Below are 20663 nucleotides of genomic sequence, written 5' to 3' on the forward strand. Positions count from 1 at the left end.
GTCACCGGCCGCTGGACCGGTGCGTCACAGCCTCGCGGCGGGGGCGCCGCGGCGCCGTGGGCGCATCTGGTAGAGGCGGTACCAGGCCAGCGCGAGGAAGACGATTCCCAAGCCGGCGACGACTCCCATATCGACGAACCAGGTTCCGATGGTGTGTTTCCACAGCGGGTCGGCCGCGCCGTCGTGTGGCGACAGGGTGTCGAGGTCGAGGGTGGCGGCTCCCGCGGCGAATCCCCACCGGGACGGCGAGATATAGGACAGCTGCTCCAGGAAGGGTGTGCCGGGTAGCCGCACCAGCCCGCCGGTGAGCACGAGTTGTGCCATCGACAGCACGATCAGCAGCGGCAGTGTCTTCTCCGAGGTGTTGACCGAGACCGACACCAGCAAGCCCAATGCCAGCGACGTGATGCCGAGCAGCGCCATCGCCAGGATCAGTTCGACTTCGACCGAGGTGAACAGTCCTTTGGGCGGCATGTCCACGCCGATGGTGCCGATCAAGACCAACACCGCCGCCTGAACGGTGGTGATCACCCCGAGCACCAGCATCTTCGACATCAGATAGACGCCCGCCGACAAGCCCGCGGCGCGTTCTCTTCGGTAGATCGTCTGCTCCTTGACGATCTCGCGGATCGAGTTGCCGGTGCCGACGAAGCATGCGGCGAACGCCAAGATCATCAGCTTGGTCGGCGCGTCGATGTTGGTTCCCGGCTCTCCGGCGAACCCCTGGCCCGGCGGCACCGCGGCGATCAAGCCGCCCAGCAGGATCGGCATCACGCCGAGCAGCGCCAGATAGCTTCGATCCGAGGCGATGACCGCCAAGTAGCGCCTGCACAACGTGCTGAGCTGGCTCAGCTTGGACTGCGGCGCGGGCGGCGGCTCGGGCGGCCGCACCTGCGCTGGGCCGACCTCATCGGTCAGTCCGACCGCGACGTACTGCTGGAAGTACGCCGAATCCCGGAACTCACCGGCCCAGTCGCGGTCCTCCTCGCGGTCGAAAGCCTGGAACACCTCGGCCCAGCTGCGCTGCCCGAAGTGCCGCAAACCCGCCGCGGGCGGACCGTAGTAGGCCAGCCTGCCGCCGGGCACCAGCACCAGCAGGCGGTCGCAGGCGTCGAGATTGGCCACGCTGTGCGTCACGACGATGACGGTCCGCCCGTCGTGCGCCAGCTCGGACAGCATCTCCATGACGGTCTTGTCCAGGCCGGGGTCGAGACCGGAGGTCGGTTCGTCGAGGAACAACAGCGACGGTTTGGTCAGCAACTCCAGCGCGACGTTCACGCGTTTGCGTTGCCCGCCCGAGAGCCGATCGATGCGGGTCTCGGCGTGCTGCGCCAAGCCGAGTTCCTCGAGCACCTCGTCGACCCGCTGCTCGCGCTCCTCCTTGCGTGTGTCGCCGGGGAACCGCAGTTCGGCCGCGTAGAGCAGGGCCCGCCGGGTCTGTAGCTGGTTGTGCAGGATGTCCTCCTGCGGGACCAGTCCGATCCGGTGCCGGAGCTCGTCGTAATTGGTGTACAGGTCGCGTCCGTCGTAGCGGACCGTCCCCTCCGTCGCGGGTCGCAATCCGGTGACCGCGCCGAGCAGCGTCGACTTGCCCGCTCCGGAAGGCCCGATGACGCCGACGAGCGAGCGATGCGGGATCGGGAAGCTCACCCCGTCGAGCAGTACCTTTCCGTCCGCTATCCGCACGATGAGGTTCTGCACCGAGACCGACACGTCACCGGTGTCGACGGACTCGCGCAGTTCGTCGCCGACCAGCCGGAACGTGGTGTGCCCCAAGCCGATCAGATCGGATTCGGTGAGGTCGGTGATTTCGGCCCGGTGGCCGTTGACGTAGGTGCCGTTGTGGCTGTCGAGGTCGACGATCCGGTATTTGCCTTCGCCGATCACCTGCAATTCGGCGTGATGGCGGGAGACCATGAGGTCGGGCACGACGATGTCGTTGTCGGCGGCCCGGCCGATCCGCATGGTGTCCGACGTGATCCTGACTACCGCGCCGGGATGGGCCGCCGGAGCCATCGCTCGGGAAACCGGCCGGAGGCTCTGGTGGGACTTCGTGACCGTCGGTTCGTCGTCCAGCTGGTAGCCGGGATCGGGGACGACCATCGTGTCGCCACCGCCGTCGCCACCGGGAACGTAGATGGGTGGCGCCTCCACCCAGCAGGTCAGCTCCTCGCCGTCCTTGGCATGGCCGAGCTGGAACGTCTCGTCGTGATCGATCACCATTCGTTCGACGCGGTGACCGTCGAAGAAAGTGCCGTTGAGGCTGCCGGCGTCCTCGATTTCCCAACCGTCCGAGCCTCGCTCCAGAACGGCGTGCACCGAAGAGACGCGGGGATCGGATACGACAATGTCGGCGGTCGGATCGCGACCGACATTATATGCGCCCCCGGCGCGTAGCCGATAGACGCGTTCCCTGGTCTGCACCACCAGAACCGGTGCTTCGGGAAATTCGATGGAGGACCGTTCATCCGCCATGAAGGGAGTATACGACCGACACGTGCTGTCGCCGCAAGGGTCGGGAGATCCCGAGCTCACTGCCTCCGGCCTTGCGCGACCTCCCGCTTCACCCGAGTTAAACCGCTTTGACCAGCGCAAACGGAACATCTCACGCGACCGCCGGAACCGGGCGGTCGGCACCTCGAGCAAGCCGCCGACCGCGTCGGTCGAGGGAAGCGCGGGGTACTTCGCAATTCGAATTCGGTGTCGGCGACCTGATCTTCACATTCGAAGTTCTGCGCGAATGATTCGAATTTCGACAATTCGATCGGAGAACGTCTTCGACGAAATCTCGACACGCGAAGCCGCCGTGGCGTTGAAATAGGAGTCGCTTCGCGCCGATCGAAGCGCGGATCCCCTGGCGAGCCACTTTCTTCGCGACATCGCGCGCGTCCGGATGGGTCAGCACGTGCTGATCAGCGGCGCGTCCGGAAGCATCGGGACCGATCGCCTCGTCGCGACAAGCCGGAAACGGTGGGCCGGCGGAGCGAATCTCGTTGGGCATCCACCGATTCGGCTGCGGTGACGGCGGCGATCAGTCCGGGTGGACGACCATGACCGGGCAGTGGGAGTGCTGGACGAGGTGGTTGCTGGTCGAGCCGAGCAGCATGCCGCGGAATCCGCCGCGACCGCGGCTGCCGACGACGACCAGTTGCGCGGTCTTGGACCATTCGACGAGTTGCTTGCGGGCGCCGGACAAGTGGACCCGGCGGGTGACCGTGACGGTGGGGTACTTCTCCTGCCAGCCCGCCAGCCGTTCCGCGAGCAACGCGTGTTCGGCGGTTTCCAGTTCGGCGATCGGAATCTCGAGGTAGCTGGTCCCGGCGAACCGTCCCTCCGACAGGTCGCTCCAGGCGTGCACCACGACCAGTTCGGCGTCGCGCGCACACGCTTCGTCGAACGCGGCTTCGATCGCGGGTTCGCCGACCGGGCTGCCGTCCACGCCGACGACCACGGGGCCGCTGCCGCGGAGCCGCTTGTTGTCGTCGTCGCGGGCGACCACGATGCGCCCCTTGCCTTGACTGGCCACCGCCAGCAAGGTCGAGCCCAGATGGGCGAAGGACCCCACTCCCGGCGTGGCGCCGAGGACGACCAGCCGCGCTGTCGAGGACAGATCGATGAGCAACTCGGCGGGGTTGCGCTCGGACAGTTCGGTGACGATCTCGAGATCCGGGTGGATCTCGCGAGCGGTTCGGTGCGCGCTGTCGAGGGTCTGGCGTCCGTGGTCGCGGAGGGTTTCGATGACCGAGGGCACCAGCACGTCGTAGGCACCCAGCACTGCTTGGGTGGCACCGATGTCGTAGCCGTGGACGACGATCAGACGACGTCCGCGATCGGCCGCGGTCCGGGCGGCCCACGCCACGGCGTGCGAGCCGGCGGCCGAGCCGTCGGTTCCGGCCACCACCGCTCCCGAGGCCAGGTCGCGTAGTTCGTCACGAGGAGAGGTGGTCATTGCTGCTGCCTTTCGGTCATGCTCACTGGCGATGTGACCCGCACACGGCGGGTAATGCTCGGGCCGCCGCGGAAGCACCGCCGATGGCCGCGACATCAGTATCGATCGCGCCGAATCGGTGAACCCAGGGCCGATGGGCCCCGACCGAAAGGCTCAACGGCCCAACCGCGCTGGAACCACGGCTGGATTCGGCGCCCCGGTTTCAGTCGGCGATCGGCTCTCGATCGCCGACGACGACGATGAGCTCGGCCCGTCGTGCGGAGATCGACCTGATCCGGTGTGGAGTGGTCGCGGCGAAATAAAGGCTGTCGCCCGCGTGCAGCACGATGTGTTCACCCGGGACCGCGATCTCGACGCTGCCGCTGTGCACGAAGACGAACTCGTCGCCTGAGTGTTCCAGGTATTTCGTGTCCGGCTCGGTGGTCGGCCGAACTACGAACGGCTGCATGGTCTTTCGGGCCACGTTGGTGGCGATGGCGAGGTAGTGCGCGGCCGGCGCCTTCGGCTCGTCCATGCGCTCGGCGGCGCGATCCACCTGCATCAACGTGGGATCGGGATCTTCGGAGAACAGTTGTCCCACATCGGTGTTCAGCGCGCGGGCGATCTTCAAGGCCACGGCGATGGACGGGGTGCTCAGTCCGCGTTCGATTTTGGACAGGTAGCTCTTGGTCAGCCCGGTCCGCTCCGCGAGCGCGTCCAGCGTCAGGTCGGCGCGCTTGCGGTGCGCCCTGAGATACGCGGCCACCGGTCTCCTTTCGCTGGTGACGGTCACAACAGGACACAAGACTAGCGCGATGACACAAAGTGTCCTATCGTCAACAGGTGTCTTCGATAAGGAGGTAGTCGATGGCCACCACCATGAACCTCGGAAAGTCCGAGCTGATGACCATGGCGACCAGGTCCATGCAGACCGAACTGTCGCCCGGCGACTGGAACGACCGCCAGAAAATCGCCCTGACCTGCCGCGCGCTCTACGACGCGGGGCACGACTCCGGGCTCGCGGGGCAGATCTCCGCGCGCGGCACGGAACCAGGCACCTTCCTCACCCAGCGGCTCGGTCTCGGTTTCGACGAGATCACCGAGGCCAACCTGCTGCTGGTCGACGAGGATCTGACCGTGCTGGAAGGCGCGGGAATGGCGAATCCGGCCAACCGTTTCCACAGCTGGATCTATCGCGCGCGCCCGGATGTCAACTGCATCGTGCACACCCACCCGCTGCACTGCGCGGCGCTGTCCATGCTCGAAGTGCCGCTACAGGTTTCGCAGATGGACATCGCCCCGCTCTACGACGACTGCGCCTTCCTGCCGGACTGGCCCGGCGTGCCGGTCGGCAACGAGGAAGGCGAGATCATCTCCGCCGCCCTGGGCGACAAGCGGGCGATTCTGCTCGCTCACCACGGCCAGCTCGTCGTGGGGGCGACGATCGAGGAAGCCTGCTCGCTGGCGCACCTCATCGAACGCGCGGCGCGGCTGCAACTGCTCGCGATGGCCGCGGGCGAGATCAAGCCGCTGCCGCCGCGCCTGGCCAGGGAGGCGCACGACTGGACGCTCACGCCGCGGCGCAGCCAAGCCAACTTCGCCTACTACGCGCGCAAAGCGCTGCGCAACCACCCCGACGCCATCGAAACCCCAGGAGCCACCGCATGACTCACACCATCGAAGGAATCGTCGCCTACCCCGTCACGCCGTTCGACGCGTCCGGGCGAGTCGACACATCGGCGCTGGCGCGACTGCTCGACCGGATGATCGAGGCGGGTGTGGACGCGATCGCACCGCTCGGCAGCACCGGCGAAAGCGCCTACCTCGACGAACGCGAATGGCAGCAGGTCGCCGCCGCCTCCGTCGAACACGCCGGGGGCCGGGTGCCGACGGTGGTCGGCGTCTCGGACCTGACCACCGCGGCCACCGCGCGCCGCGCCCAGTTCGCCGAGCGGGCCGGCGCCGCCGCGGCGATGGTGCTGCCCATCTCGTACTGGCCGCTCACCCAAGCCGAGCTGCGCGCGCATTTCACCGCCGTGGCGGAATCGACCGCGCTGCCGGTGATGGTCTACAACAACCCGGCCACCACCGGTATCGACATGACCCCGGAGTTCCTGGTCGAGCTCGTGCACGAGGTGCCGAACATCGCCATGATCAAGGAATCCAGCGGCGACATCGGGCGCATGCATCGGATCGTCGAACTCGGCGGCGGCCGGGTGCCGTTCTTCAACGGCAGCAATCCGCTGGCATTGCGCGCGTTCGCCGCGGGCGCGGCCGGATGGTGCACCGCCGCGCCATGTCTGGTGCCGGAACGGGTGGTGGAGTTCTGGCGACTGCTGCGGGCGGGGGAGGACGACCGCGCCGCCGCGATCTTCGGCAAGCTCGAACCGTTGCTGACCGCGCTCGTCAGCCGCGGTCTGCCGACGACGGTGAAGTCCGCGCTGCGTTCGACGGGCTTGGATGCCGGTGACCCGCGCATGCCCCTGCTCCCGTTGGAGGCCGAACGCACACGCGAACTCGATGCGCTCGTCGCCGCGGTGAACGGCTGACTCGGCAGCTCGCCGGGGCCGTCGCCGGGGCGAGCGCTCGGCGGCGTGTGGCCTGGGCATTCCGATCGACCCATGCCCCGGGGAGCCTGCTGCTGGTCAGGGGCAGCGGTCGAGGAGCCGGTCGATCGTGGTGGTGATGGTGTCGGCGAGCAGGTCGAGGTCGGGCGTGGTGTCGTAGTCGCCGGTGATGCCGAAGCCGAGGTGGTCGCGGTAGCTCAGGACGGCGATGGAGGTGCGCAGCCGCATCGCGATCGGTGCGTAGGGCAGGATTTCGAGGACTTCGCGCCCGCGCATTCGCAGAGTGCGGGCCGGGCCGGGCACATTGGTGGCCAGCCCGGCGATGCTGTGCTGCGGGAACCGCAACGCGGTGCGCACCGCCCATGCCAAAGGTGCGAACGGCACCCATCGGGCCAGCGACAGGATCGAATTCGCCGCGCCCGCTTCGCCACTGGCCTTGTGCTCGCTCATGCGCGCGTGGACGGAGCGCAATTGGTCAACGGGGTCGTCGAGCTGGATCGGCAGCTGCGGCAGCATCGCCGAGACCCGGTTGTCGAGCATCCCGTCGGCGCCGGTCGCGCGCACCGACACGGGAGCCAGGATGCGCACCGTCTCGGTGTCCGGTTCCTCGTTGCGGGCGAGCAGCATCGCGCGGAACGCGGCGGTCACGGCGGCGAGGGCGACGTCGTTGACCGTCACGTCGAAGGCGGCGCCGATCCGTTTGACCTGCGCCAGCGATACCCGAGCGACGGTGTAGCGGCGTTGGCGTCCGATCGGCCCCGTCAGCGACGACCCGCTTTCCGGCACGATCGCGTTCCACGCCAGCGGCGCCGCCGCGCGCACGGTGCGCAGCAGTGCGCCCGGGGCCTGAATGGGCAGCCGCAATCCGTCGGCGAGCATCGTTCGCCAATCCCAGCCGCCGTCACCGCCACCGTCCGGCTCGTGGTGACTCGTCGGGATCGGAGTGTCGGGGTTCGGGTCGCACAGGCGCCGGAACAGCGAAATGCCCGAGACGCCGTCGAGCATGCTGTGGTGCGCGGTGATGATCAGCGCCCATCGGTCGTCGGCCAGGTGCTCGACGATGGTGCAGTGCCACAGCGGGTAGTCACGGTCGAGGCGTTGCTCCATCACGGTCGCCACCATCTCCCACAGCATCCGCTCGTCGCACGGTTGCGGCAGCGCCGCCCAGCGCAGGTGATGCCCGAGATCGAAATGCGGGTCGTCGACCCACTGCGGGGCGCTCAGATCCCAGCGCGCCCGTCGCAGTTTCTGGTGCAGTCGCGGGTTGACGCCGATTCGCTCGGCCATGTGAGCACTGAATTCCGCGCGCGTGCCGGGATTTCCGTCGAGAATCGCCACCGCGCCGATACCCGCGTTGACGTGTTGATCGCTGTCTTCGAGTTCCATGAATCCCGAATCCAACGGACCGAGTTCACCCATCCGATCATCCTATTTCGATTCGACTCCTGATTGTTCACGAACGGCGTACCCGATCGGCGCGATTCACACCGGACGCGGTCCAGGTCGCTGTGATCGGGCGCGCAGGCGAGCATGTGTGACCTTGGGCCTCGGACTTCGGGCCGATGTCCTCCTCTCTGGTAGTTACCCGGACCGCACGCTGGTATCAGCGCTCGCCGGACGGCGAGACGCGAGCGGAGGAACCGTGGACGTGGCCGAAAATCTCTCGCCGACTCCGCGGAAGAGCGGGCATCCGGCATCGATGCGACCGGAAGGGGTATCGCGATGACCGGCGACGCCGCCATTTTCATCGCAGGCCTGACGAAGACGTTCGGCGCGGCCAAAGCCCTCGACGGCTTGGACCTGACCGTGCGCACCGGCGAGATTCACGGATTCCTGGGTCCGAACGGTGCGGGCAAGACGACGACGATCCGGATTCTGCTCGGCCTGCTGCGCGCGGACTCCGGGACGGCGCGCATGCTCGGCGGCGATCCGTGGGCCGACGCGGTCGCGCTGCACGCGCGGCTGGCCTATGTGCCCGGCGAGGTCATCCTGTGGCCCGGGATCACCGGTGGCGAGGTCATCGACTTGATGGGGCGATTGCGCGGCGGCCTCGACCGGCGGCGGCGTGATGAACTGCTGGACAGGTTCGACCTCGATCCCCGGCAGAAGGCGCGAGTGTACTCCAAAGGCAACCGGCAGAAGGTCGCGCTCGTCGCGGCTCTGGCCTCGGACGCGGAACTGCTGCTGCTCGACGAACCGACCGTCGGCCTGGACCCGCTGAAGGAGGCCGAGTTCCAGCGCTGCATCGCCGAGGCGAAGGACGAGGGCAGGACCGTGCTGCTGTCCAGCCACATACTCGCCGAGGTGGAGGCGTTGTGCGACCGGGTGAGCATCATCAGGAGCGGGCGCACGGTGGAGACCGGCACTCTGTCCGAGCTCCGGCATTTGACCCGCACCACCATCACCGTCGAAACCGCCAGGCCCGCAATGGATCTGGAGACGGTAGCGGGTGTGCACGATCTCGTTCGCGACGGCACGCGCGCCGAGTTCGCGATAGACGCCGCTCACCTCGACACAGTGATGCGCATGCTCGCCGATCTGGGCGTGCGCAGTCTCACCAGCGCACCACCTACCGTGGAGGACATCTTCTTGCGGCACTACGGCCCCACCGCGGTGGAGGCAGGACAGGACAGCTCGTGAATACCACGGCGACGCTGCGGGAGAACACCTCCGGCGTGCGCACGTTGCTGGGATTCGCGCTGCGGCGCGAGCGATTCTCCCTGCCGTGCTGGCTGCTCGGCGCGGGCGCGCTGGTCGCTCTTCAATCCCTCGGCAGTCAGCGTTTCTATGGCACGCCGCAGAAGCTCGCGCAGATTCGCGAGACGATGAGCGCGAGCGCGGCAACCATCGCCATGGGCGGGCCCGCCCGCCTGCTGGACACGATCGGCGGCGAGATCGTCTTCGAGATCTTCGCCTACCTGGCGGTCGTGGTCGCGTTGATGAATATGTTCCTGGTCGGACGGCACACTCGCTCGGACGAGGAGACGGGGCGGGCGGAACTGTTTCGTTCGGCGCGGGTGGGACGTCGGGCTCCCGCCGTGGCCGCGCTCGCGTTGGCCGGCCTGGCCGATATCGCCGTGGCGCTGGTGATCTTCGCCGCCGCGGTGGGCACCGGGCTTCCCGTTGGCGGGTCGCTGCTGCTCGGCGTGGCGACCGCGGGCGTCGGGGTCACCTTCGCCGCTGTCACCGCCGTCGCCGCGCAGGTCTTCGAGAACCCGCGCAGCGTGTACGGGGCGGTTGGACTCGCGCTGGCGGCCGCGTACGTGGCCCGCGCTGTCGGCGACGTCGGCAACGGGGTGGCGTCCTGGACTTCACCCATCGGATGGGGGCAGCGTAGTTACCCGTACGCAGGCGACCGGTGGTGGACGGTGCTGCTGTTCGCCGCCGCGACGGTCGTGCTCAGCGCCGTCGCGTTCTTCCTGCTCGACCGGCGTGATTTCGGCGCCGGACTCTTGCCGTACGGCACCGGTCGCGCCGACGCCTCCTGGGCGCTGGGGTCACCGCTGGGCTTGGCGTGGCGGCTGCAACGCGGATCGCTGGCGGGGTGGACGGTAGGGATCTTCGCCTTGGGTGCGTCGTACGGATCGTTCGCGGACAGCATCGAGGACTATCTCGGCGACAATCCCGAAATCGCCGCCTACCTGCCAGGCGGCGCCACCGAAGCGGTGGATTCATATCTGGCACTTGCCATTTCGATCGTCGCGCTGCTCGCCGCCGCGTTCGGCGTCACCAGTGTGCTTCGGGCACGCGGTGAGGAGACCGGTGGCCGCGCGGAACCGATCCTCGCCGCACCCGTGAGCCGGGATCGCTGGCTGGCGAGCCACCTCACCGTCGCGTTGGGCGGCGCCGCGTTCGTGCTCGCCTGCGGCGGCCTCGGCGCCGGGCTGTCCTACGGGTTGACCATTGCCGATGCCGTCCAGCCGCTACGAATGACCGGCGCCGCGCTCGTGGCGCTGCCCGCGGTCTGGACGGTCGTCGCGGTCGCGACGATAGCTTTCGGCTGGGCGCCGAAGGCCGCCGTTCCGCTGGCGTGGACGGTCTTCGCCTACTGCGCAGTCGCCGCCCTCTTCACGACCGCCTTCGACCTGCCCGACTGGTTCGACGAGGCGTCGCCCTTCACGCACATTCCGCGAGCGCCGCTGCAATCCGTCACCGCCGCGCCGATACTCGTCACCGCCGCGGTAGCGGTAGCCGGTTCGGCGGCCGGATTCGCCGGGTTCCGCCGCCGAGATACCGGCTATTGACCACCCGGACGTCCGCGGCGGATTGCGCGGACATCCGGTGGATCACATAGCCCCGGCACCGATCAGCGGTCGGTGTCGGCGCGCACGACGATCAGCGGACATTCCGCCCCGTGCAGCACCGCTTGGCCGACCGAACCCAGCGTCATACCGGCGAATCCGCCACGGCCGTGGCTGCCCACGACCAGCAGCTGGGCCGATTGCGCGCTGTGCAGCAGGAGCCGGGCGGGTCGTTCCTCCGCCACGACGCGCTCGACGGGCACGTCGGGATACTTGTCGTTGTAGCCCGCGAGGTTCTCCGACAGCAGCGCTTCGGCTGCGACTTGCATCTCGGCGCGCGACAGATACCGGTTGAATTCCGACCAGGCGTGCACTGCCACCACACCGACGCCGCGGAGCGAAGCTTCCTCGAACGCCATGCCGACCGCTTCGACGCTGCACGGTGAGCCGTCGACGCCCACAACGATCGGTCCGTGCGAGATCGGCTCCGCCGCTTCGGGAATCACCGCGACCGGGCTGTCGGCATGCCTGACCAGCGCCGTGCTGACCGAACCGAGCAGGGTGCGGCGGAACGCGCCGAGCCCTCTGCTGCCGACCACGATCAGCCGCGCGCTCTCGGAGCGATATCGCAACGCCGGCACCGGCGCCGAGTTCACCACGGCGGTGGACACCTCGATAGCTCCAGCCGAGGCGGCCGCCGCGCTCGCGACCTCGGCCGCGGCGGCGACTATCTCTGCGCCCGCCCGACGAAACGCTTCGTAGTCGACCACCGGTCCGGCGAGACCCGGGCCGTAGTCCACCGGTATTCCGATCGCGTGAACGAGGTGCAGCGGCGCACGGTGACGCGCCGCGTACACCGCCGCCCAGCGCACGGCGGTGAGCGACTGTTCGGAGCCGTCGACTCCGGCCACAACCGGTGGGTTCGTCTTGGCGGACATATGCGTGCCTTTCCTCCAAAGAGTTTCCGCAAGGGGGATATCCGCACGTTAGGTCGCGACAGGTCGATGCCGCGCCGGTCTTTCGTCACCGATGAGCGGGTCCAAAGACGACCGTGGTGATCTGCTTCGTCAGTGCTCGGTGTCGTCATCTGAGAGTGCGCCCGAAGTCCCTACGACTGGGGTCGTCCTGCCCTTATACGACGGAGGCCGGGATGCCACGGTGTAGTGGACCATTCGATGAAGGGCGGACATCATGGACCGCGGGCTGCCCGACGACAACATTGTCAAGACGGCATTGGCGCTGGCCGGACGCGCGCCATCGGTCCACAACGCGCAGCCGTGGCGCTGGCGGATCGCGGATCGCGGCGTCCATGTTCATGTCGATCCGGGGCGCGAATCGCCGTCGATGGACCCGGAGCGGCGTGACATCGTGATCAGCTGCGGGGCCGCGTTGCATCACCTCGCCACGGCGTTCTCCGCGCTGGGATGGGCCCCGGTGATCCACCGCCTGCCAGACCCGGACGATCCGAACCATCTCGCGGCACTGACCCTGGTGCCGCATCGTGCCACGAGCCGAGACGCCTCGCTGAGCGCGGCGATCGCGCGGCGCAGAACCGACCGTCGTCCCTACACTTCGCTGCCGATACCACCCGGCTACCTGGGCCTGTTCAGCGAGCGGGCCGCGGCGCTCGGCGCGATCGTCCGGCCTGCCATAGGACGTGACCGCGAGCGCTTGGCGGCCGCAGCTCATGCGGCGGCCGAGCGGCACGCAGGTGACGAGGCATACCGGTTCGAGTTCGCGACGACGTCGGAACGGCATGGCGGCCTCGGTGGTGTGCTCCGACCGGACACGCCCCGGACGAGGACCTGGGAAGACGATCCCGCTGGTTCGGGGCCCGCAGCTCCCACCGAGGGACTGGACCACGCCGAACTGCTGGTCTTCGGCACGTCGGCCGACGACCGCCTGTCGCGTCTGCGGGCGGGCGAGGCGATCAGCAGCGTGCTGCTCACGGCCGCCAACATCGGGCTCGCGACCTGTCTGCTCACCGAACCACTCGAGATCGCCGAGCATCGCGGCGAGATCCGAACCAGCGTGCTGAACGGCACCGCTTATCCGCAGGCGATCCTTCGTGTCGGCTGGCCCCCCACGAGCGTTGAGCCGCTTCCCCTGACTCCTCGGCGTCCGGTCGAGGAGCTGCTGCTTTCTTCCGATGCGGGCTGACGACGCCGCGACGTCCATTCATCGCGGCCGACAGAGACGCTGGATTGCTCCTGACGATGGCTGCCAAAGGGATGCCGTCGGCGGCACGGCCGCCGGGTCAGGGCAGCGGGACCGACCAGCGCAACACGGTTCCTCCCGCAGGGGCGTTGCGGACCTCGAAAGTCCCGCCTGCTTGTTCGGCTCGGACGGCCAGGTTGGCCAGGCCGCTGCGGCGGGTGATATCACCGGAGATGCCGATTCCATCGTCGGTGATCTCGATGGTCACGTCGTTTCCGACGCGCAGCTCCACCGCGAGCGTGCTGGCCCGGGCATGTCGGACGACGTTGCTGATGGCTTCGCGCAAGACGGCCTCGACGTCGTCGGTCAGGGGAGGGGCCAGCACGGTCATCGGTCCGGCGAGCCGGACGCTCGTGCGCAGCCCGCTGTCGGCGGTCATATCGACGACGATTCCGTGGAGGTGCTTGCGGTACTTCGACGAGTCGGCGGCGTTGTTGCTCTGCAGGTCGAAGATCGAATGCCGGATGTCCTGCGCGATGGCCTGGATGTCGTCGATGGTCTCCGTCAGGCGGGATTTCACCTCCGGTACACGTGCGCGTTGCAGGGTCCCCTGTAACGACAGTCCTACCGCGAAGAGGCGCTGGATGACCTGATCGTGCAGTCCACGGGCGATCCGATCCCGGTCGGACAAGACGTCCAGCTCGCGCATGCGCCGCTGCGTGTCGGAAAGATGCAGTGCCAACGCCGCTTGATTCGCGAACGCGGCGACCATCGCTTGCGCCGCGGCGTCCAACGGTTGGGCGTCGGCCGGCCGCGCCGTCGTGAGCACGCCGATCACCGTGTTCCCTGCGCGCAGCGGGAACACGAGTACCGGGCCGAATCGTGTTCTGGCGCGCGGGAACAGGCTGTCGGGGAGGTTTTCGGCCGCGACCGTTCCGCCCGTGCGATAAGCGGATCCCGACTGGGAGTCGTCGATCGGGAGTCGCTGGCCGGTGACTGCGTCGGCGTCGACGCCGGCGGCCGCGACGACGACCAATTCGGTGACGTCGTCGTGTGGCTCGTCCGGGTCTTCCGGGAGCGCCACGAATGTGCACACCGAATCGGTCAGCACGAGCGCCCGCTGCGTGATGAGCTCGAGCACTTCGTTCCGGTCACCGCCGGCAAGTAGTTCGGTCGCGACGTCTCCGGTGGCTTCCAGCCATTGCTGGCGAATGCGAGATTGCTCGTAGAGCCGGGAGTTTTCGATGGCGATGCCCGCGGCCGCGGCGAGCGCCTGCACGACGACTTCGTCGTCTTCGGTGAATTCTTGGCCGTCCGCTTTCTCGGTGAGGTAGAGGTTGCCGAAAACTTCGTCACGTACCTGCACCGGAACGCCGAGGAAGGTGTGCATCGGAGGGTGATGAGCGGGGAAACCGACCGAGGAAGGGTGATCGGACAAATTCGCCAACCGAATCGGTTTGGGCTGTTGGATGAGCAGTCCGAGGACACCGTGCCCACGCGGCAAATCGCCGATGAGTACGCGGGTGCGGTCGTTTATCCCTTCGTAGACGAACTCGGCGAGCTGAGTGCCCGTCTTGTCGGTCTCACGGACGCCCAACGCCCCGTATCGTGCGTCGACGAGTTCGATGGCGGCATGCACGATCGACCGCAGCGTGTTGTCCAAGTCCAGACCTGCGGTGACGATCAGCATCGCTTCGATCAGCCGATCCATTCGGTCACGTACGTCGAAGATCTGCGTGATGCGGTCTTGGACCTGGCCGAGCAGCTCGTGCAACCGCAGCTGGGACAGCGTTTCGGTCACCGGCGGGCGCCGGCTGATCGACGAGTCGTCATTCCGCCCATCCACGGTCGCAATTCTTCCACGGCTGGATCACGGATACGCGAACTCGTAACCAAGGTGAAGGGAGCCGGCGCGCACACGAGAACTTTCGCGCCTCTCATCTCGCCCGATGGTGCTCAGACGACGGCGTTGCCCGAGCGCTGCACAGAGTGCTTGCATCCCGTCACCGATATCGTCGCCCGCCCGGTCGGCGCGGACGGTCCGTCGCGGTTCGAGCACGGTGTGAGGTGTCGCGCGGTCGACCGCGAGGTGAGCACCGCTGCACAGGTCCGGGACCAACGGCTCTCCACTCGGCGACGATCGGACCTGCCATGACGCCGCGCCGAGGACCACGCTGGTTTCGTGAGGAGGTTTGCGATGGTGTTCCACGATCGCCGTGACGCCGGACGTCAGCTGGCGGAGCGGCTTGTTCATCTTCGAGACGAGGATCCCGTGGTCGTCGGCCTGCCGCGCGGCGGCGTTCCCGTGGCCTGCGAGGTCGCGCGGGTGCTCGACGCGCCGCTGGATGTGATCGTGGTGCGCAAACTCGGCGTCCCGTATCAGCCGGAGCTGGCATTCGGCGCGATCGGCGAGGACGACGTCCGTCTGATCAACGACGGCGTAGTCGCGTACGCGCAACTCACCGGCGCGGACATGGCGGCAGTCGAGCGCCGGGAACGCGAGGAACTCGCCCGGCGAACTCAGCGACTGCGGCGCACACACCCGCGTATTCCGCTGGCGGGCCGCACCGTCGTCATCGTCGATGACGGGATCGCCACCGGCGCGACCGCCCGCGCTGCCTGCCAGGTCGCGCGTGCGCACGGCGCTCAGCGGGTCGTGCTTGCGGTTCCGGTGGCGCCCCGCGACACGCTGGCGATACTGAAAGACGAAGCGGACGAGGTGGTTTGCCTGGAGTTGCCCACCTGGTTCGACGCGGTCGGCTCCTGGTATCGCCGTTTCGGCCAAGTCTCCGACGCCGAGGTCACCGAATTGCTCCGCCGAGCCGCTGAAGCCGCGCGTGAGCCGCTGAAGGACGCCGAGGATGATCCTCCGCCGCGTGACGAGGACGTTCTTGTCCGGGCCGGAGAGGTCGAGCTGGCCGGTCATCTCACCATTCCGGAGAACCCGAGCGGGATGGTGGTGTTCGCGCATGGTAGCGGCAGCAGCCGCCACAGCCCGCGCAATCGCTATGTGGCCGAGGTGCTGAATCGATCCGGACTGGCCACGCTGCTGTTCGACCTGCTCACACCGGACGAGGAGATCTATCGGGCACGAGTCTTCGATATCGAGCTGCTGTCACGACGGCTGGTCGATGTCACCGGCTGGCTGACTCGGCAGGACGACGTCACCGGACTGCGCATCGGATACTTCGGTGCCAGCACGGGTGCTGCCGCGGCGCTTCGCGCGGCGGCCGATCCCAGGGTCGAGATCGCCGCGGTGGTGTCGCGTGGCGGACGGCCGGATCTCACCGGGCCGGCTCTCGCGTCGGTGCGCGCACCGACCCTGCTGATCGTGGGTGGTGACGACCTCGCCGTACTGGAGCTGAACCGTCTCGCCGCGGAGGCGATGTCGTGCGAGACCGTGCTGACGGTGGTGCCAGGGGCCACCCACCTGTTCGCCGAGCCGGGGGCATTGGAGAAAGTCGCCGAACTCGCCCGCGACTGGCTTGTCAACCAGCTGGCGCCCGCGCCCGATGATTCGTCGATGACATGATCTCCACCGGCGCCACCGTCGTGGCCGCGGTGCGACTGCTACGCCACCACGCGAGCGACATCGTGGTCGCCGCGACGCACGGGCCTGGCCCCCGACGCGCCACTTGCGTGACCTCGTCTTGCGCCGCGTACTGGTGACCGACACCATCGCACATCGGGACACTGCCGCGGCCGATCGAAGTCGGCTCGATCGCCCCCGGCCGCGACTGCCGCGCGGGGATGGGCCGTTCGTCACGCGAGTGGGTGATTTCGGCCCCTGTCGAGGCCGGTGAACCCGAGCAATAGTGATGTCATGGCCAAGACTTCGAATCTCTCGGCGCCCGAACGGCGGCGCATCGCAGAACAGGCCCTTGATTCGCCAGAGCAGCGTACCGAGGACGTGCTCGTCCGGGTCCAGTGCGGACGTGGTCATCATGTGGCGGCAGTGCTCGGCACCGCCGTGGGCCCGGTGTTCCGATCGGTGACCGGCTTACACGCCCACGGTGATCGCGACTATGTCGACACCGGACATGGCTCCCACCAGAACGGCACCCGATACGTCGATCTGCTGGCGGCCGACGACTTCACCGACGACGCACTACCTGCCTCCTGCGAATGCGGCCCGCACACCCTCTCGCGGGCTCGTTTGGTGAAGGCGATCGCGGATTACGAGCGTGTGATTCAGTTGCCCTGATAGTCGTCGACCGGAACCGGCCGGCCGTTCCCGCCATTCTTCCGAGGCCCGCCGAAGCGCCTCGCGCGAGCGGTGGTGCCGGGGCATCGCGTATCGAGACCGAAAGACGCTATGAACACGACCGACACCGAGCCGAAGACTGACCCGCGGCTGTTTCGTGAAGCGATCCTCCTCGCCGCGGTCGGCGGGCTGGCAACGGCCGGGTTTGCGGCCCGTCCGTTCGATGAGGCTGTCGCCGACGCGCTGTGGCTGGCCGCGACCGTGGCCGCGCTGGTTCCTGCGGTCGTGTGGGTTCTCCAGGATTTTCGGCGCGGACGGTACGGCGCCGATCTCTTGGCGCTGATCGCGCTGGTGGGCGCTGCCGCGGTCGGCGAGTATTTCGCGGGTGCGCTGATCGCGTTGATGGTGGCCACCGGCCGGGTGCTGGAGGCGTACGCGGGGCGGCGGGCCGGACGAGATCTCTCCGCGTTACTGGAGCGGGCGCCGATGCTGGCGCATCGACGGTGTGCGGGCGATATCGAAACCGTTGCGGCCACCGCGATCCGCCCGAATGACGTCGTGGTCGTGCTGCCCGGCGAGACGGTGCCTGTCGATGGCGTTCTCGCGACGGCCGGGGTCTTCGACGAATCGGCGCTGACCGGCGAGTCGGTCCCGGTGGTGCGCCGGGTGAGCACCGAGGTACGCAGCGGTGTAGTGAATGCCGGTGCGGCCGTGGATATTCGAGCTTCAGCGACGGCGGAGGCCAGTACCTATGCCGGAATCGTCACCCTGGCACGACAGGCGGCAGCCATGGCGTCGCCGACGGCGCGGCTGGCCGATCGCGTCGCGGTGTGGTTCCTGCCTCTCGCGCTTCTGCTGGCCGGTACGGCCTGGGTACTCACGGGAGATCCTGTGCGCGCGGTCGCGGTGGTGGTCACGGCGACGCCCTGTCCGCTGCTGCTGGCGGTTCCGGTCGCGATCACTGCCGGAATGTCACGGTCGGCGCGAGTGGGTGTGGTCGTGAAGGACGGCGCCGCGCTCGAAAACCTGGGGCGTGCCCGGTGCCTGGCGATGGACAAGACCGGCACCGTCACCGTGGGCAGGCCCGCGGTGATCGACATCGTCGCGGCGCCGGGCGCCGACACCGATCGAATCCTGCGACAGGCCGCCGCGGTGGAACGGTTCTCGCCGCATGTGCTCGCCCACGCCGTCACCGCCGCGGCCGCAGTTCGTGAGCTGGATCCCGTTGACGCACAAGATGTTTCCGAGCAACCCGGTCGGGGCGCGAGAGGGATCGTCGACGGCCGCACGGTGCGTGTCGGGCGGCTGCCGTCCCTGGCCGAGCTCGCGCCATGGGCACAGGCCGCGCAGCGGCGGGCGCGGCTGGATCTGGCGGTCCTCGTCTGGGTGAGTGTCGACGAGGTACCTGTGGCGGCTCTGCTGGTGCGCGACCGTATCCGCGCCGACGCCGCCCGCACCATGCGCAGGCTGCGATCCGCGGGTTTGCGTCGGCTGCTCCTGCTCACCGGCGATCGGGTCGACAACGCCGCCGAGGTGGCGCAGCTACTCGGACTCACCGAAGTCGTCGCGGACGCCGATCCGGCCGACAAGATCTCGGCCATCCGCGCGGAAAGGCACGACGGTGTGACTGTCATGGTCGGCGACGGTGTGAACGACGCTCCGGCGCTCGCCGCGGCGGATGTGGGTGTCGCTCTCGGCTCGCGCGGGTCGACGGCCGCGGTGCAGGCCGCCGACGCGGTGATCGTGGACGACCGCATCGAACGGCTCGCCGACGCGATCGAGGTCGCCCAGCGGTCGCACAGGCTCGCCGTGCAGAGCGCGGTCGCGGGCATGGCGCTGTCACTTGCGGCGATGACAGCCGCCGCGTTCGGACTGCTCGTCCCGGCCGCAGGTGCGCTGGTGCAGGAAGGGATCGACCTCGCGGTGATCCTGAATGCGATGCGGGCCTTGCGAACTCGTGGTGAGCGCCGCACCGACGCGATCGACCCTCTTGTCGCTCGCTTCGCGCGGGAGCACGACCTGCTCCAGGCCGCACGCGCTTCGGTACGGCAGGCGGCCGACGCGCTGTCCCGCGGTCCCGGCCCGAGCGCCGATGCCGCCGTGCGCCGCGCATTCGATCTGCTCGTCGAGTCCATACTGCCGCACGAACACGCCGAGGAATCGCAGCTGTATCCGGCCCTGGCCGACTATCTGCGCGACCCGGAGGCAATGGTGACCATGAGCCGCGAGCACATCGAGATCGATCGGCTCGCCGACCGGATCCGCCGCCACCTCGACGACGCCGGGAACGGAATCCGCGCCGACCAGATCGATGATCTGCGTGCCACCCTCTACGGACTCGACGCGATCCTCACCTTGCACTTCGCCCAAGAGGACGAAGCGTTGTTCACCCTCGCGCGGACTTGACGCGGCAGGAAGAGCCTGTCGAGGCATCGGCAGAACGGCGCTGGTTGGCGGGTGGTGTACTCGAAGGTGGGTGAGGGACCGGAGTCCTCGAAGGAAGGACCGTCGGCCCTACTGCTCGACGCGGCCGCCGCGTGGAATCGAAGTGTCATCAATTCGCACTCTGCGTTGGAGTCACGTTATGAGCACCCTTTCTCCCCGCCAGGCGTTGCTGCCGTCCTGGCCTGCCATGCCCGATTGGTCGGACCTGATGGCCCGTTTCGAGTCGAGGCCACCGTGGTCGTCGCTCGAGGGTCACATGATTCGAGTCGAGGAACATCTCGAGAAGGACCGGTACACGTTGCGGGCCGAGTTGCCCGGGGTGGACCCGGCCAAGGACGTCGATATCAGTGTCCGGGAAGGACAATTGACGATCAAAGCCGAGCGCACGGAGCGGAAGCAAGAGGGCACTCGCTCGGAATTCCACTACGGCAGTCTCTACCGGTCGCTTCCCCTTCCGGTCGGCGCGAAGGAAGACGACATCGACGCCACCTACACCGACGGCATCTTGACGGTGACCGTGCCGATGTCGGAGTCGGAGAAGCCGGAGAAGCACATCGCGATCAAGAAGACCGAGACCGGCAACGGACACAGCTGACCGGTGTGGAACCGGGACCGGCGCGGACCAGGTACCGCGACCGCACCCGTTCTCCCGGAGCCGGGACCTCGGTTCGGCTACCCGGTAGCTATCGGGTAGCCGGTCCGCGGTGATGTCGGACCACGACGGCTCTGGTCCTAAGCATGAGGAGGTACGCGCAAGTGCATGCGAAACCAGGGGACTGGCTGATCGTGGAAGGCCGCAATGTCGGTGGCACGGTCAGGCACGGTCTCATCGAGGAAGTGCACGGGAAGGATGGAGCGCCGCCCTATCTTGTGCATTGGACGGATACCGGGCGCCGGGCGCTCACATTCCCCGGTCCGGATTCACATGTGGTCACCAGCAATGAGCTGCATGCGCAGGAAGAGATCGCGGCCGCCCACCTCTCGTCGAGGCATTACCGGTCGACTGCTCACGCAACCGAATCCCCCGGAAGCTGAGCGCCCCGAAACGGTGACTACCCGACGGACGATCGGGACTCTGCCCCGTGCCTGCTTACATCGGTTCCGCGGACCGCGCCAGCAGC

17 protein-coding genes are annotated in these 20663 nt (G+C 68.0%); 11 read left to right on the plus strand and 6 right to left on the minus strand.

Annotation, left to right across the window (positions count from 1 at the left end):
- Positions 1-24: 24 nt before the first annotated feature.
- The 3 genes from NX1_RS05770 to NX1_RS05780 all read right to left on the minus strand — a co-directional run bounded on the left by NX1_RS05770 (position 25) and on the right by NX1_RS05780 (position 4694).
- Positions 25-2475: an FHA domain-containing protein gene (locus NX1_RS05770; RefSeq protein WP_068054928.1), complete on the minus strand. Its 2451-nt coding sequence runs from the start codon at positions 2473-2475 to the stop codon at positions 25-27.
- A 556-nt stretch (positions 2476-3031) separates the two neighbouring features.
- A complete protein-coding gene (locus NX1_RS05775; protein WP_068054931.1) occupies positions 3032-3949 on the minus strand; it encodes a universal stress protein in 918 nt (305 codons plus the stop codon).
- A gap of 202 nt (positions 3950-4151) precedes the next feature.
- Complete coding sequence (locus NX1_RS05780) at positions 4152-4694, minus strand: helix-turn-helix domain-containing protein (RefSeq protein ID WP_068054934.1); 543 nt, start codon at positions 4692-4694, stop codon at positions 4152-4154.
- A 101-nt stretch (positions 4695-4795) separates the two neighbouring features.
- On the opposite strand from NX1_RS05780, the gene NX1_RS05785 reads away from it, so the two are divergent.
- Together NX1_RS05785 and NX1_RS05790 are read left to right on the plus strand one after the other, a co-directional pair.
- The gene (locus tag NX1_RS05785) at positions 4796-5596 is read left to right on the plus strand and encodes an aldolase (protein WP_068054936.1); all 801 of its coding nucleotides are present in this window, start codon (positions 4796-4798) and stop codon (positions 5594-5596) included.
- Positions 5593-6477, plus strand: a complete 885-nt coding sequence (locus tag NX1_RS05790) for a dihydrodipicolinate synthase family protein (RefSeq protein WP_068054938.1) — start codon at positions 5593-5595, stop codon at positions 6475-6477. The genes NX1_RS05785 and NX1_RS05790 overlap by 4 nt, the downstream gene beginning before the upstream one ends.
- Positions 6478-6573: 96 nt before the next feature.
- Here NX1_RS05790 and NX1_RS05795 read toward each other — a convergent pair whose 3' ends face one another.
- Positions 6574-7914 (minus strand): wax ester/triacylglycerol synthase family O-acyltransferase, encoded by a 1341-nt coding sequence (locus NX1_RS05795; protein WP_068054940.1) that lies wholly within the window; start codon positions 7912-7914, stop codon positions 6574-6576.
- A gap of 303 nt (positions 7915-8217) precedes the next feature.
- On the opposite strand from NX1_RS05795, the gene NX1_RS05800 reads away from it, so the two are divergent.
- Both NX1_RS05800 and NX1_RS05805 read left to right on the plus strand, forming a co-directional pair.
- Positions 8218-9135 carry an ABC transporter ATP-binding protein gene (locus NX1_RS05800; RefSeq protein WP_068054941.1) on the plus strand — a complete coding sequence of 306 codons (918 nt, stop codon included), beginning with the start codon at positions 8218-8220 and terminating at the stop codon, positions 9133-9135.
- The gene (locus NX1_RS05805) at positions 9132-10739 is read left to right on the plus strand and encodes an ABC transporter permease (RefSeq protein WP_068054942.1); all 1608 of its coding nucleotides are present in this window, start codon (positions 9132-9134) and stop codon (positions 10737-10739) included. The genes NX1_RS05800 and NX1_RS05805 overlap by 4 nt, the downstream gene beginning before the upstream one ends.
- Positions 10740-10801: 62 nt before the next feature.
- On the opposite strand, the gene NX1_RS05810 is transcribed toward NX1_RS05805, so the two are convergent.
- The gene (locus NX1_RS05810; RefSeq protein WP_068054945.1) at positions 10802-11674 is read right to left on the minus strand and encodes a universal stress protein; all 873 of its coding nucleotides are present in this window, start codon (positions 11672-11674) and stop codon (positions 10802-10804) included.
- A gap of 253 nt (positions 11675-11927) precedes the next feature.
- Here NX1_RS05810 and NX1_RS05815 point away from each other — a divergent pair, with 253 nt between their 5' ends.
- Complete coding sequence (locus tag NX1_RS05815; RefSeq protein ID WP_068054948.1) at positions 11928-12896, plus strand: Acg family FMN-binding oxidoreductase; 969 nt, start codon at positions 11928-11930, stop codon at positions 12894-12896.
- Positions 12897-12993: 97 nt separating this feature from the next.
- Here NX1_RS05815 and NX1_RS05820 read toward each other — a convergent pair whose 3' ends face one another.
- Positions 12994-14694: a sensor histidine kinase gene (locus NX1_RS05820; RefSeq protein WP_157119560.1), complete on the minus strand. Its 1701-nt coding sequence runs from the start codon at positions 14692-14694 to the stop codon at positions 12994-12996.
- Positions 14695-15090: 396 nt separating this feature from the next.
- Here NX1_RS05820 and NX1_RS05825 point away from each other — a divergent pair, with 396 nt between their 5' ends.
- The 6 genes from NX1_RS05825 (at position 15091) to NX1_RS35080 (ending at position 20577) form a co-directional block, all read left to right on the plus strand.
- Complete coding sequence (locus NX1_RS05825; RefSeq protein WP_068054949.1) at positions 15091-16425, plus strand: phosphoribosyltransferase family protein; 1335 nt, start codon at positions 15091-15093, stop codon at positions 16423-16425.
- Positions 16422-16562 (plus strand): hypothetical protein, encoded by a 141-nt coding sequence (locus NX1_RS36020; RefSeq protein ID WP_157119561.1) that lies wholly within the window; start codon positions 16422-16424, stop codon positions 16560-16562. The genes NX1_RS05825 and NX1_RS36020 overlap by 4 nt, the downstream gene beginning before the upstream one ends.
- A gap of 154 nt (positions 16563-16716) precedes the next feature.
- Positions 16717-17097, plus strand: coding sequence for a hypothetical protein (locus NX1_RS05830; RefSeq protein WP_068054951.1), 381 nt, complete (start codon positions 16717-16719; stop codon positions 17095-17097).
- A gap of 111 nt (positions 17098-17208) precedes the next feature.
- Positions 17209-19503 carry a heavy metal translocating P-type ATPase gene (locus tag NX1_RS05835; RefSeq protein WP_068054954.1) on the plus strand — a complete coding sequence of 765 codons (2295 nt, stop codon included), beginning with the start codon at positions 17209-17211 and terminating at the stop codon, positions 19501-19503.
- A gap of 178 nt (positions 19504-19681) precedes the next feature.
- Complete coding sequence (locus NX1_RS05840; RefSeq protein ID WP_068054957.1) at positions 19682-20137, plus strand: Hsp20/alpha crystallin family protein; 456 nt, start codon at positions 19682-19684, stop codon at positions 20135-20137.
- Positions 20138-20280: 143 nt separating this feature from the next.
- On the plus strand, positions 20281-20577 hold the full coding sequence (locus NX1_RS35080) for a DUF1918 domain-containing protein (protein WP_245668342.1): 297 nt from the start codon (positions 20281-20283) through the stop codon (positions 20575-20577).
- Positions 20578-20663: the final 86 nt, after the last annotated feature.

The organism is Nocardia xishanensis NBRC 101358 (genome assembly GCF_001613365.1).
Classification (GTDB): Bacteria; Actinomycetota; Actinomycetes; order Mycobacteriales; family Mycobacteriaceae; genus Nocardia; species Nocardia xishanensis.